Annotated in this window: 11 protein-coding genes; 3 read left to right on the top strand and 8 right to left on the bottom strand. The window is 68.5% G+C overall.

The window, feature by feature from the left end; translation table 11 throughout:
- Positions 1–28: 28 nt before the first annotated feature.
- From nirB to AC1DKV_RS09425, 3 genes are all read right to left on the bottom strand, one after another.
- Complete coding sequence (nirB, locus tag AC1DKV_RS09435) at positions 29–2,578, bottom strand: nitrite reductase large subunit NirB (RefSeq protein WP_441614950.1); 2,550 nt, start codon at positions 2,576–2,578, stop codon at positions 29–31.
- 84 nt (positions 2,579–2,662) lie between these two features.
- Entirely contained in the window at positions 2,663–3,985 is a 1,323-nt protein-coding gene (locus AC1DKV_RS09430) for an MFS transporter (protein ID WP_441615111.1), read from the bottom strand.
- A 340-nt stretch (positions 3,986–4,325) separates the two neighbouring features.
- Entirely contained in the window at positions 4,326–4,832 is a 507-nt protein-coding gene (locus tag AC1DKV_RS09425; RefSeq protein ID WP_441614948.1) for a winged helix-turn-helix transcriptional regulator, read from the bottom strand.
- Positions 4,833–4,920: 88 nt separating this feature from the next.
- Here AC1DKV_RS09425 and AC1DKV_RS09420 point away from each other — a divergent pair, with 88 nt between their 5' ends.
- Positions 4,921–5,511: a GNAT family N-acetyltransferase gene (locus AC1DKV_RS09420; protein WP_441614947.1), complete on the top strand. Its 591-nt coding sequence runs from the start codon at positions 4,921–4,923 to the stop codon at positions 5,509–5,511.
- A gap of 9 nt (positions 5,512–5,520) precedes the next feature.
- On the opposite strand, the gene AC1DKV_RS09415 is transcribed toward AC1DKV_RS09420, so the two are convergent.
- Positions 5,521–6,405: an EamA family transporter gene (locus tag AC1DKV_RS09415; RefSeq protein WP_441614945.1), complete on the bottom strand. Its 885-nt coding sequence runs from the start codon at positions 6,403–6,405 to the stop codon at positions 5,521–5,523.
- Positions 6,406–6,904: 499 nt separating this feature from the next.
- Here AC1DKV_RS09415 and AC1DKV_RS09410 point away from each other — a divergent pair, with 499 nt between their 5' ends.
- Positions 6,905–7,621, top strand: coding sequence for an SDR family NAD(P)-dependent oxidoreductase (locus AC1DKV_RS09410; RefSeq protein WP_441614943.1), 717 nt, complete (start codon positions 6,905–6,907; stop codon positions 7,619–7,621).
- A gap of 121 nt (positions 7,622–7,742) precedes the next feature.
- On the opposite strand, the gene AC1DKV_RS09405 is transcribed toward AC1DKV_RS09410, so the two are convergent.
- From AC1DKV_RS09405 to AC1DKV_RS09395, 3 genes are all read right to left on the bottom strand, one after another.
- Complete coding sequence (locus AC1DKV_RS09405; RefSeq protein WP_441614942.1) at positions 7,743–9,050, bottom strand: type II toxin-antitoxin system HipA family toxin; 1,308 nt, start codon at positions 9,048–9,050, stop codon at positions 7,743–7,745.
- Positions 9,047–9,340, bottom strand: a complete 294-nt coding sequence (locus AC1DKV_RS09400) for a helix-turn-helix domain-containing protein (RefSeq protein ID WP_441614940.1) — start codon at positions 9,338–9,340, stop codon at positions 9,047–9,049. Before AC1DKV_RS09400 ends, AC1DKV_RS09405 begins: the two co-directional genes overlap by 4 nt.
- A 155-nt stretch (positions 9,341–9,495) precedes the next feature.
- Positions 9,496–10,146 (bottom strand): cysteine dioxygenase family protein, encoded by a 651-nt coding sequence (locus AC1DKV_RS09395; RefSeq protein ID WP_441614938.1) that lies wholly within the window; start codon positions 10,144–10,146, stop codon positions 9,496–9,498.
- Between the two features lie 195 nt (positions 10,147–10,341).
- Between AC1DKV_RS09395 and AC1DKV_RS09390 the strand changes: the two genes are divergently transcribed.
- The gene (locus tag AC1DKV_RS09390; RefSeq protein WP_441643281.1) at positions 10,342–12,060 is read left to right on the top strand and encodes a rhodanese-like domain-containing protein; all 1,719 of its coding nucleotides are present in this window, start codon (positions 10,342–10,344) and stop codon (positions 12,058–12,060) included.
- 166 nt (positions 12,061–12,226) lie between these two features.
- Here the strand turns inward: AC1DKV_RS09390 and AC1DKV_RS09385 are convergent, their stop codons facing one another.
- The gene (locus AC1DKV_RS09385; protein WP_441614936.1) at positions 12,227–13,231 is read right to left on the bottom strand and encodes a tripartite tricarboxylate transporter substrate binding protein; all 1,005 of its coding nucleotides are present in this window, start codon (positions 13,229–13,231) and stop codon (positions 12,227–12,229) included.
- Positions 13,232–13,410: the final 179 nt, after the last annotated feature.

Here is a 13,410-nt window from a genome sequence, read left to right as displayed (position 1 = left end):
TGGCGCGTTGGTTGTGGGGCACGGCCGGTCAGGCTGCCTTGACGATCACCGGGATCTGTTCGAGCCTGGAGCGATGCAAGATCCGTTCCTCGGGCGTGGCGGGGCGGATCTGGCCGCGCTCCTCCATGAAGACCAGGTTGTCGTCGCGCAGGTCGCTGTTGACGAAGTGGCGGAAGCGCTTGCGTGTTTCCGGGTTGGTCACGGCCAGCTTCCATTCGTCCTCGTAGGTGTCGACCACGTGCTGCATCTGGGCTTCGAGTTCTGCGCCGATGCCCAGGCTGTCTTCCAGCACCACGGCCTTGAGGTAGTCCAGGCCGCCTTCGAGGTTGTCGCGCCAGGTGCTGGTGCGCTGCAGGCGGTCCGCCGTGCGCACGTAGAACATCAGGAAGCGGTCCACGTAGCGCAGCAGCGTGGCGCGGTCCAGGTCGCTGGCCAGCAATTCGGCGTGGCGCGGCTTCATGCCGCCGTTGCCGCACACATAGAGGTTCCAGCCGCGCTCGGTGGCGATGATGCCCACGTCCTTGCCCTGCGCCTCGGCGCATTCGCGGGTGCAGCCGGAGACGCCGAACTTGATCTTGTGCGGGGCGCGCAGGCCCTTGTAGCGGTTCTCGATCTCGATGGCCAGGCCAACCGAGTCGTCCACCCCATAGCGGCACCAGGTCGAGCCCACGCACGACTTCACGGTGCGCAGCGACTTGCCGTAGGCATGGCCGGATTCGAAGCCGGCCGCGATCAGCTCTTCCCAGATCATCGGCAGCTCTTCCACGCGCGCGCCGAACATGTCGACGCGGGCGCCGCCGGTGATCTTGGTGTACAGGCCGTATTTCTTGGCGACCTGGCCCACCGCGATCAGGCCGTCGGGCGTGACTTCGCCGCCCGGCATGCGCGGCACCACCGAGTAGGTGCCGTCTTTCTGGATATTGCCCAGGAAGTAATCGTTCGAGTCCTGCAGGCTGGCGTGCTCTTCCTTGAGCACGAACTCGTTCCAGCACGAGGCCAGGATGCTCGCCACGGTCGGCTTGCAGACGTCGCAGCCCAGGCCCGTGCCGTGCGCCGCCAGCAGCTCGCCGAAGGTCTTGAAGCCACCCACGCGCACCAGGTGGTAGAGCTCCTGGCGCGAGTAGGCGAAGTGTTCGCACAGGTGGTTGTTCACCGCCAGGCCCTGCTTCTTCATCTCGGCCTTCATCACCTGCGTGACCAGCGGCACACAGCCGCCGCAGGTGCTGCCGGCCTTGGTGCAGCTCTTGAGCGCGCCGATGGTGGTGGCGCCGTCGCGCACGGCAGCGCAGATGTCGCCCTTGGAGACGTTGTTGCACGAGCAGATCTGCGCCGCATCGGGCAGCGCGTCGGCGCCCAGGCCCGGCTTGGCCTGGCCGTCGGAAGCCGGCAGGATCAGGAATTCGGGCGACTCGGGCAGCTCGATCTTGTTGAGCATCATCTGCAGCAGCGTGCCGTATTCCTCGGCGTCGCCCACGAGCACGCCGCCCAGCAGGTACTTGCCGCAATCGGACACCACCAGCTTCTTGTAGACCTGCTTGCGCTCGTCGGTGAACTGGTAGGCACGGCTGCCGGGGGCATTGCCATGCGGGTCGCCAAGGCTGGCCACGTCCACGCCCATCAGCTTGAGTTTGGTGCTCATGTCGGCGCCCGCGAACTCGGCCTGGTGGCCCAGCAGGTGCTTGGCCGCCACGCGCGCCATGTCGTAGCCGGGTGCGACCAGGCCGTAGATCTTGCCTTGCCACAGCGCGCATTCGCCAATGGCGTAGACGTCCGGGTCCGAGGTCAGGCACTGGTTGTCCACGGCGATGCCGCCGCGCTCGCCCACGGCCAGGCCGGCCGCGCGCGCCAGTTCGTCGCGTGGGCGGATGCCGGCCGAAAAGACGATCATGTCGGTTTCGAGGTGGCTGCCATCGGCGAAGTTCATGCGATGGGTGCCTTGCTCGCCGTCGACGATCTCCACGGTGTTCTTGCGCGTGTGCGTGGTGACGCCCAGGTCTTCGATCTTCCGGCGCAGCATCTCGCCGCCGCCGTCATCCACCTGCACGGCCATCAGGCGCGGGGCGAATTCCACCACATGGGTCTGCAGGCCCAGGTCGCGCAGCGCCTTGGCGCATTCCAGGCCGAGCAGCCCGCCGCCCACCACCACGCCGGTCTTCGAGCGGGCGCCGCATTCCTGCATGGCTTCCAGGTCTTCGATGGTGCGGTAGACGAAGCAATCCTTGCGGTCCTTGCCCGGCAGCTGCGGCACGAAGGGGTAGGAGCCGGTGGCGATGATGAGCTTGTCGTAGGACAGGGTCTCGCCGTTGGACACCGTGACCGTCCTGGCCGCGCGGTCGATGACGGTGGCGCGGGCGTTCAGGCGCAGCAGCATGTTGCTGCGCTCGAAGAAGCCGGCTTCCACCAGGGACAGATCCTCGGCGGTCTTGCCGGCGAAGAATTCCGAGAGGTGCACGCGGTCGTAGGCCGGGCGCGGCTCCTCGCACAGGACGGTGACCTCCAGGTCTTGCGAACCGGCTTCGGCCAGGCATTCCAGGAATTTGTGGCCGACCATGCCGTGGCCGATGATGATCAGTTTCATGATGGTTTCCTTGTTCTGTGGGGCCGGGGAGCCGTGGCCGTGCTGTGCTGTGTTTTCTGGGACCGAATTCGTTGCGGCGGCGGCTCAGGAGTTGGAGCCGGCCAGTGCGCTGTCGAACAGGGCTTGCTCGCTGGCCTTGTGTTCGGCCGAGAAGCGCACGGCGATCGCGCACAGGGCCGAGACGATGGCCGCCGCGCCGAGCACGGTGAGCGTCTGCTGCAGGTTGCCGCCCAGGCCCTTCATCAGGAACCCGGCCGCCACCGCGCCCACATTGCCGCCGGCGCCAATGATCCCGGCCACGCCGCCGAGCGCCTTGCGGTCGATGAAGGGCACCAGCGCGTAGGTGGCGCCGCAGGCCATGTGGGTGAACAGGCCGAAGCCCAGCATGGCCACCACGGCCGCCGCCACGCTGTGGGCCTGTGCGAACCACAGCAGGCCCAGGCCTTCGCCGAGGATCAGCACGAACAGCAGGGTGGAGCGCGCATCCAGGCCGCGGCGCAGGGCTGCCTTGTCCGACAGCCAGCCGCCCAGGGCGCGGGCGAACAGCGCGAGCAGGCCGAAGCTGGCGGCGGCCAGGCCGGCGCTGCTGAGCGACAGGCCGAAGTGGTCCACGTAATAGGTGGCGGCCACGTTGTGGATGAAGATCTCCACGCCGAAGCAGGCGCCGTAGGTGATGAACAGCATCCAGACGCGGTAGTTGGCGCTGGCGGCCTTGAAACTGGCCCAGCCGCCTTTCTTGCCGCTGTCCACGCTGATGCCTTGCTTGCGCAGGTCGGCGAAATCGCCTTGCGGGCAGTCCTGGGTGAACTTCCAGTAGAGCACCGCCATGATCAGCATCAGCACGCCCGGCACCAGCAGCGCGAGGCGCCAGCCCATGGCGTGGTTCACGCCCAGCATCAGGATCGCGCCCAGCAGCAGCGGCATCATGGCCTGCGCGGCGCCGCCGCCGGCATTGCCCCAGCCCGCGGCCGCGGCGTTGGCCGTGCCCACCACGTTGGGGGCGAACATCACCGAGGTGTGGTACTGCGTGATGACGAAACTCGCGCCCACCGCGCCGATCAGCAGGCGGAAGAACAGGAAGGTCTCGTAGCTCTGCGCCATCGCCACGCCGAGCACGGGAATCGCGCCGAGCGCCAGCAGGCCGGTATAGGTGCGGCGCGGGCCGAAGCGGTCGCACAGCGGGCCGACGACCAGGCGCACGAGGATGGTCACCGCGACCGCGGCAATATTGATATTGGCGATCTGGCCGGGAGTCAGGCCAAATTCACCCTTGAGCACCGGCATCAGCGGCGCGCACGCGAACCACGCGAAAAAGCACACGAAAAACGCCATCCAGGTCAGGTGGAAGGCGCGCATCTGCGGGGTGCGCAGGCTTAGCAGTTCGATGCGGGTGGCTTTGCCGGTCATCATGGCTCCAGAAAAACAAAGGGCGTCCCGCGAACCGGTCATGAAGACCGGTCAGGGGACGCCGTTGTCCTGGCGGCAGCGATAAAGACCGCTGCCGCCGCGTATGGGGTGAGCGGGCCGCCGTTGGTCCGCTCGCGTTCTATTGAGCAAGCGCTGTGCCAGCGGCGGATGTGATGGCGAGCGGGGGTTTTGGCGGGAAAGGCGCCTTCAGCGGCGGCGAAGATGCGCCGCGTTGGGGCAATTGCTTCGGCGCAGCACGTTCATGGTGCAGTGCGGTGGGCGAGGGCGGTGCGCGCCGGCGAACCCAAGCTGGTGCATGGGCCGGCGTCGCCGGGGCGCGCTAGGCGCGGGTCGGGCCGGCCGCCAGGGCGGCGTTTTTGCCGTCGGCGGCGGGATTGTCCTCGCGTTGCACGCGGGTGATGGCGATATCGTTGGGTCGCACCAGCTCGTCCGCGTCGTCCACGAGCGCGGCGCGCACCCGGCGGCCTGCGGGCGTGAGCAGTTCCACCGGGCCCTGGCCGCAGGGCGCCAGGTGGCGGTCGCCCCATTGCATCAGGCCCACGATCACGGGAATCAGCTCCACCGCGGCGCGGGTAGGGCGATATTCGAAGCGCTCCCGCTCGCCTGGCTCGCGGTAGCTGACCTTGCGCAGGATGCCGGCCTCGCTCAGCGTCTTGAGCCGCGCGGAGAGCACGGCGGGCGAGCACTGCAGGCGTTCGAGGAAGTCGTCGAAGCGGCGGATGCCGTGAAACACGTCACGCAAGATCAGGATCGTCCACTTCTCGCCGACAAGGCCGAGCGTGGCAGCGATCGAACAGTTCTGGAGTTCTTCGGCATTGAGGCGCATGGGACCAGCATAGCAGCCTGACTTCATTTGCAAAAGTCAGGGTATAGCCTATACTCCTAACTACGAAAACTGTAGTCAGGAGCCGGTGATGCCGTCGTCACAAGATTCGAATGCCCACGCCGGCTGCCCGGAATGCGCGCAAGCCTGGATGCTGGCCGGGGGCGAACGGGTCGTGGTGCGCGCCGTGCGCGCGGCCGACGCGGAGCGCGAGCGCGCCTTCGTCCAGGCCCTGTCGCGTGAAAGCCGTTACTACCGCTTCCTGACCGGCGGGCGCATTTCGGACGAGGTGATCAGCCGTTTTGTCGAGAACGATGCCGGCCTGGCGCTGGTGGTGACGGCGCAAATCGATGGCGCGCCCGTGATCGTGGCCAACGGCAATTACGTGGTGACGCACGGCGGGGTGGCTGAGTTCGCCGTGGCGGTGGCCGACGACTGGCAGGGCAAGGGCCTGGGCCGCCGGCTGATCTCGCGCCTGCGTGATGCCGCCGCTGCCGCGGGCCTGCGCCTGCTGCGTGGCGACGTGCTCAGCGAGAACCGCCGCATGCTGGCGCTGATGCGCGAATTCGGCTTCTCCAGCCGGCGCAACCCTGAAGACAATCTGCTGCACGAGGTGAGCCTGGTGCTGCGCGCCTCTGTCTTCACGGACGCGGTGCCCGCCACCGCCCGCGCGGCGGACTGAATTCCCGGCCTAGGCTTCGGCGGTGCCGCGCTTGCGCGTGCCAGCCGTGGCGGTGCAGCCCACCGATGCGATGATGATGCTGGCGATGGCCAGCCATTGCTGCGTGTTCAGTGTCTCGTGCAGGAACACCAGCCCGGCCAGCGCGCCCATCGCCGGCTCCATGCTCAGCAGGATGCCGAAGGTCCGGCGAGGCAGGCGCTTGAGCGCCACCATTTCCAGCGAATAGGGAATCGCGCTGGATAGCAGCCCCACCGCCAGCCCCGCCAGCAGCAGCGCGGGGCTGAACATGGCCGTGCCCGCATGCGCCAGCCCGAAGGGCAGCACCACCAGCGCCGCCATGGTCAGCCCCAGCGAGGTAGCCTGGCCACCGTGCGCATTGCCGGCCATCTGGCCGAAGATGATGTACAGCGCCCAGCCCACGCCCGCTGCCAGCGCATAGCCGATGCCCACCGGGTCCAGCACGGCCACGTTCTGCCCGAGCGGCAACAGCAGCAGCAAGCCTGCCACCGCAAAGGCAATCCAGAGAAAGTCGATGGCCCGCCGCGACGAGGACACCGCCACCGCCAGCGGCCCGGTGAACTCGACGGCGATCGCCAGCCCGAGCGGCACCGTGCGCAGCGACATATAGAACAGCAGGTTGGTCGCGCCCAGCGCCGCGCCATACAGTGCGATCACGCGCGCATTGGCCAGGCTCAGCGGCATCCGCCACGGACGCCACACGCACAGCAGGATCAAGGCCGAGAAACTCACGCGCAGCGCGGTGGTGCCCTGGGCGCCGAGCGCGGCGAACAGGCTCTTGGCAAACGAGGTACCGATGCAAAGCGATGCCATGGACCCGATCAGCGCCAGCACGGCGATCAGGGTTGCACTCTGTTTCAGGCGGTTCAGCGGCAATTGGGGCTCTCAGGCGGGGGAGGTGCCGGCAGCTTGCGGCGCCGGCGAGCCCAGCATCTTGAACGATCTGGCGGCGAATGGCTAGGCCGCCGGTGCGCGGGCATCCCGCGTGGTGGTCATGCGGCGCAGCTATCCGGCCGCGCGCGGCTTCGATCTGGCGCATCCGCATGTGCTGGTGTCGGGCCGCGGCGATATCCACTGCCCGCTCGACGATGCGCTGGCGGCACGGGGCGTGGCGCGGCGCAGAAAAAGGGCCCGGGCGCCGCATCGTGGATGCCAACGATGATCCTTGGCAGCTTGCCCAAACGCTGATCCGGGAGCCGGCAGGCGTGCAACAGGATGCTTTGGCGCGGCGCGAGGTTTGCAGCGGGCCCAAGCGCTGTCTATGGTGGTGGAGGGCGCCGGCCCGGCTCGCCGGCGCGCCGGCATGCGCCAGGTTCGCATCCGTTCGCATCCGCTCGCATTCGCTCGCAACCGTTCCGTCTCCAGGAGAACCAGCATGGCATCGTCCGCTTCCCCCCGACGCGTCGTGATCACCGGCGCGGCCGGCGCGCTCGGCCGCGCCGTCACCGAGGCGTTCGCCGACGAAGGGGCGCGCCTGGCCCTGATCGACCGCGACGCCGAAGCCTTGCGAGCCCATGCGCCGGTGGCGCAGGCCGCCGACTGGCACTTGCTGCTGGCAGCCGACGTCACCTCGCCGGACAGCATGGCCGAAGCCGCGCGCGGCATTCTCGATGCCTTCGGCGGCATCGATGTCCTGGTCCACGTGGCCGGCGGCTTCGAGATGGGCGAGCCCACGCACGCGCTGAGCCGCGAGTCGTGGCTGCGCATGATGGACCTCAACGCATGGTCGCTGGTCGCGGTGACGCAGCACTTCATTCCCGCCATGCTCGCGCAGCACGCCGGCAAGGTCGTCGCCGTCTCGGCCCGGGGCGCGGTGCACGGCACCGCCGCGATGGGCGCCTACGCTGCCTCCAAGAGCGCGCTGCAGCGCCTGGTGGAAAGCCTGTCGCACGAAGTCCGGCAGGCCGGCATCAACGTCAACAGCATCGCGCCGAGCATGCTCGACACGCCCGCCAACCGGCGCGCCATGCCACATGCCGATACGGCGGCCTGGGTATCGACCGCAGCGGCGGCTCGCGCGGTAGCTTACCTGGCGTCTGACGGCGCGCAGGCCATCCATGGCCAGCATCTGGTGCTGGATGGGTTGAGCTGAAGCGGCGGCATCCCCGTCTGCGCCCTGGCACGGTGGCGCACGCAAAGCCTCATTTGCGCCCGGTCGCCGCGATACCCGCAGCGGGCCTCCCGCCGGCGTCTACCGCCGCGCCTGCGCACGGCTACGCGCGCCCGCGCCGCGCCAGTGGCAGCGTCGCCAGCCGCGCCAGCACCACGGCGCGCATGCCTTCCGGTGCCGGCAGCGAGTCCAGCAAGGCCGGCCAGCGCTCATGCGCCATGGCGACCGCGTCTTTCACCGCGGCGGTGGCGATGCGCTCGGCGATCCTGGCTTCGCGCGCGAAGTCGCGGTAGGTCTGCAGGGTCTGTTCGCGCTGCAGGCGGTCGATGGCGACGTTCTGGCCGAAGCCGGCAAAGCCGGGCAGGGCGGCCACGCTGACGATATCGTAGGCGGGAGACAACTCGGGGGCGACGCCGTTGCGGTAGAGGAAGGAGAAATTCTTCAGGTGGGCGTCGCTGTTGCCAAGCAGCGTGTTGACGGCCTGGCGGATGAAGAACTGGCGTACGTCCTCGATGCCCCGCACGCTAAGCCGTTCCAGCAGTTGCACCAGCGCGGCGTAGGCATCGTGGCCGGCGTATTTGCGGCTGGGCATGCGCGTCAGCAGCTGGCAGCCGTCCTCGGCGTGCACGCGGCCGCCCGGCTCGCGGTCGAAGCGGTCCACGGCGAGGAAATGCAGGTGCGCGCCGAGCGCCTCTGCCAGGCCGTCGACTTCGATGGCGGCCAGTGGCACGGGCCGGCAGGGCGCCACCGCCACGCCGGCGGCCTGCGCCAGCTGCATCGATACATATTCGTTGAAAATCTGGCTGTCGTCGTTGCGCGCGGGCAGCTTGGCGATCAGGTCGGAGAGGTGGCCGTGGGTGGGCAGCGTGTAGCGCTTGCCGGTGTGCGCGGTGGACAGCGCAAGCTTGTTCTGCACGCCCGAAACCGAGGCCGCGCCTTCGGTGGCGCCTTCGATCACGGCAATCTCGAGATTGTCTGCGCCGCCGGTCACGCCCACGGTGCGCACATGCTCCGGCAGCGCGTCGATGGGCGCCGGGCGCACCACCACCGCGCCGGGCAGGTCGTCGCCGGCGGCGGCCAGGATGCCGAAGTCGTCGCGGTCCTCCGCGTGCTGGCGGGTGGCTTCCAGGCGCTTGCGCAACTCGCTCTCGGGCAGCAGGCCCGCGAAGTAGGGCGGCAGTGCGCCGTTGGTGTTGTAAAGCGCCGGATGAAAAGGATTGGACAGTACCGTGGCGGTCAGCGCTTCGTTGCCCGGGAAGGTCAGCGACAGGCTCAGCGTGGGCCGCAGCGCATCGCCGCGGAACGCCTCGGCCGGCACGAAGCGGCAGGTACGCCCGACCTCGCACAAGTGTCCGCACAGCACACCGTGCAGATGCACTTCCAGATAGCGCGGCCGCAGTCCGGCACTCACGAATCCTGCTCCAGGAACATTTCCACGGAAGTCCTGGCCTCGCGGTCGGGGCCACTGTCCTTGCCCTCGAGCAGGCGCCGCACGGCCAGCAGATGCTCGCGCGGCACCAGCACCCATTCCGCATCGAGCGCCGCGCCCACCGCCGCCAGCGTGGAGGCGCGCACATCGTTCCTGCCACTGAGCGCCGTGGTCAGGTTCGATGGCGCCATGCCGATCAGCCGGGCGACGTCGACCAGCGACGCCTTGCGCGCGGCGCGGCGCGCCTGAAGTTGTTCATAGAATGATGCCATGACATAGTTATAGGCAAAAATATATGAAATAGCATAACAGATCGCTTGGTATAGCTATGATATCTCATAATATTTTTGTAAAAACTATGTCATGGCATATTGATGCAAGTGCCTTATTGTGCGCGACAGAGCACGTTACCTTTCCTGCCTCCCGCTCAGGCTGCGGCCTTGGCTGCCGCGTTTTCCGTCGCCTGTTCCGCCGCCTGTTCCGCCGCCTGTTCGCTGCGGTTCATCTGGGTGGCGTTGTAGTTGACGATGCGGCCGCTTTCCGGCTCCACGCCAATGCGGCCGGTGAGCGTTTCGAGCGGACGGCCGTATAGGTGGAAGTGCAGCGTGGGCGCATCGCCCACGACGTGGATGCTGTGGATGTCCTGCGCCAGGAAGCTGATCGGCGCGCCGGAACGCACGACCTGCTCGCGCTCGAGCACCAGGGTGGCGTGCCCGGGATCGCTGCCATCGTCGGTGCGGCGATAGACGCGGTTGAGTTCGTCGCCCTGCACGGCCACGATCACCGCCCAGGTGTCGTGGTTATGCGGGATGGTTTTCTTGCCGGGCACGATGGAGTTGAGGTAAAGCGCGGGCAACTGGCCTTCGCCGCTGAGGCGATAGCGTGTGGAGGTAGCAACGCCGTCGCCAGGCGGCGGAAAATCGGCGAAGCTGAACAGGTCTTGTCTCCCGGCCAGTTTCTGCAGGGCGTGGGTCACGCGCTCCAGCGTGGCGCGGTCCACATCATGGTGCGCTGTCAGTGCACGGACTTCGGCAAGGGTGGTGGCGATGGCGGCGTCGCGCTGGCTCTGTGTGGTCATGGGGGATCCTTGGTCGTGGCGAGGGCACCACTCTAAAGAGAGTGCGGCCGGCGCAGAAGGAACAATATCGCCGAAGCATATGCATTCTGCCGGGCCGCCTGGCTTGCGCGATTCTCCGCATGACCAATGGCGGAAACCTTCGTTGGCAACGCATCGGCGTGGCCCTTACAGTGGTCCGCTCGCCCGTGCGGCACCGTGCCATTCCTACTTGCCATGACCATCACCGACCTGACCCCGACCCTTGCCGACGACCTCGACGGCGGCAGCGCCGCCGCGCCCGCATCCATCCGCCAGCCGCTCATCAGCCCGGCGGCGCTCAAGGCCGCCATTGCCGGTGGCGGCGAACTGGCCGTGCTGGATGCGCGCGAAGAGGGCGCCTTCGCGCGCGAGCATTTGCTGTTCGCCGTGCCCGCGCCGCTGGGCCGGCTCGCGGTCCTGATCGACCGCCTGGTGCCGCGCCGTAGCACGCGCATCGTCGTCACCGACCTTGCCGAAGACATCGCCCACGCGGCGGCGGCCAGGCTGCTGCGTTTCGGCTACACCGACGTGTCGGTGCTCGCGGGCGGCACGCGTGGCTGGCAGGCCGCGGGCTACGAAGTGTTCAGCGGCACCAACGTGCCGAGCAAGGCGTTCGGCGAAGTTATCGAGCACGAGCTGCACACGCCGTGGATCACCGCCGAAGCGCTGCACCTGCACCAGCAGCGCGGCGACAACGTGGTGGTGGTGGACAGCCGCCCGCTCGCGGAATTCCAGAACATGAGCATTCCCGGCGCGGTGGATTGCCCCGGCGCCGAACTGGTCTACCGCATCGGCGAGATCGCGCCCGATCCCGAGACGCTGGTGGTGGTCAACTGCGCCGGCCGCACGCGCAGCATCGTCGGCGCGCAGACGCTGATCAATGCCGGCATTCCCAACCGCGTGGTGTCGCTCAAGGACGGCACCATGGCATGGCTGCTGGCCGGCTACCAGCTCGATCAGGGCCAGACCCGCTTCGCGCCGCAGCCAGGCGAGGCCGCGCAGGCCGCTGCGCGCGAGCGCGCCGCCCGCGTGGCTGAACGCGCCGGGGTGGGCCACATCGACGCGGCGCAGTTGGCCGCCTTCGAGCAACAGGCAGGGGAGCGCACGCTGTACCGCTTCGATGTGCGTTCGCCGGAGGAATACGCGGCCGGCCACCTGCCAGGCTGGCGCAGCGCGCCCGGCGGGCAGCTGGTGCAGGCTACCGACGCCTACGCCGGCACGCGGCGCGCCCGCATCGTGCTGGCCGACTGGGACGGCGTGCGCGCGCAGACCACGGCGGCATGGCTGGCCCAGTTCAGCGGGCACGAAGTCTTCCTGTTCCGTCCGGCGCCGCTGGCCCCGCGCGAAGCCGGGCCGGAACCGCTGCGGGTGCTGCGCACATCGGCGGCGGATGCACCGTGGATCGAAGCGGTTTCGCTGTCCGCGCTGCAGGCGCATGGCGGCGTGACGGTGGCGGACGTGGACAGCAGCCTGGCCTTCCGCCGCGGCCACGTGCCCGGCGCGTGGTTCACCACGCCGGAAAAGGTGGCACTGGTGCTGGAGCGGGCCGGCAGCGCCGACGTGGTCGTCATCACCTCCTCCGACGGCGTCCTGGCGCAGGCGGTTGCGGCAGAACTGCGGCGCACCAGCACGCGCGATGTGCGCGCACTGCTTGGCGGCAATGCACGCTGGCAGGCACTGGGTTTGCCCGTCGAGCCTGCGCAGGCCGGCTCGGCCGCCGCGGCGCGCGTGCTGAGCGGGGATGAAGATGCCTGGTATAGCGCTTACGCGTACGAGGACGAAGTCCGCCGCAAGGCCGAGATGCATGCCTACCTGAACTGGGAGATCGGGCTGGTGGACCAGCTCGAGCGCGATGGCGACCTGCCGGTGAACCTGGTCGACTATCGCGGGGTGTGAGAGCTCGCGACGTGGGCCGCGTCGAATGCCTGTCCCCTTTTCCCATGTAGAGCCATGTAGAGCCATGTGGCGCCATGCAGCGCCATGCAGCGGGAGAGGGGGCGCTACACGCGGCAAGCCTGCTTCATCGGCAGCCGGGCGCACCGGCCAGGCCGGCTGACCAAGCTCACCGCAACGAAATCCCCGAACTCGCGATCGCCGCCGCATACCTCGGCAGGTCCTTCGACAGCGTCGCATCCAGTTCCTGCGCGGTCGATCCCACCACGACGTAGCCCGCCTCTTCGAGCTGGCTGCGGGTCGCGGGCACATTGAGCACCGCCGCCACGTCGCGGCTGATGCGGTCCACCACCGGCGTGGGCGTGGCGGCCGGCGCGATCAGGCCTTGCCAGCTTTCCACGGCGAAACCGGTGGCCCCTGCCTCGGCCATGGTGGGCACCTGCGGCAAGGCCTTCGAGCGATAGGGCGTGGTCACCGCGAGTGCGGTGAGGCGGCCTGCGCGCACATAGTCAGTGACGGCGGCGAGCGTGATGAGGGTGGCGTCGATATGGCCGCCGAGCAGGTCCACCGTGGCAGGCGCGCCGCCCGCATACGGGATGTAGTTGACCTTGATGCCGGCCTGGCGCGACAGCATCGCGTGCGCGACATGGGCGATGCCGCCGTTGCCGGGCAGGCCGAGTGTCACTTCGCCGGGCTTCTTGCGCGCCAGCGCCAGGTAGTCCTGGAAGGTGCGCACGCCCAGGTCGGGGCGCGTCACCAGGATCTGCGGATTGACCACCGCCTTGCTCACGCCGCGAAAGGCGTGGCCGGTGTCGTAAGGCAGCGTCTTGAACAGCGACGCGTTGAGCGTCACGCCCTCGCCGCCAAGCAGCAGCGTATAGCCATCCGCCTTTGCCCTTGCGACCTGCGCGGCGCCCAGGGTGCCGCTGGCGCCCACCACGTTTTCCACCACCACCGGCTGGCCCCATTTTTCGCTCAGCTTGAGCGCCAGCGTGCGCGCCAGCTTGTCGGCACTACCGCCGGCGGAGACTGGCACCACGATGCGCACGGGGCGCGCCGGGAAGGATTCGGCAGCGTCCGCCGGAGCCGCGTGGGCGTGGAGCAGGAATGGGGTGCCGACGACGGCGGCGGCGCCAAGGCTCGATAGGGTGCGCAGGAGAGTGCGGCGTTGCATGGTGATGTTGCCCGGATGTTGCCCGGCGATTTACCGGGGAAGGTGCTGCGAAGAGAGGAGGGACAGCTTATGAATGCACCCGGGCGCGGCCAACGAATCTTTCCGCGCATGGTTATGCGGCGCTGCGCCGCCCCCGCGCTGCGCGCGCGCCATCGCAGATGCAACGCGCGCTGCATAAC

The organism is Cupriavidus sp. 05T41, from assembly GCF_056396525.1.
This window is presented reverse-complemented; position numbering and strand designations above follow the sequence as displayed.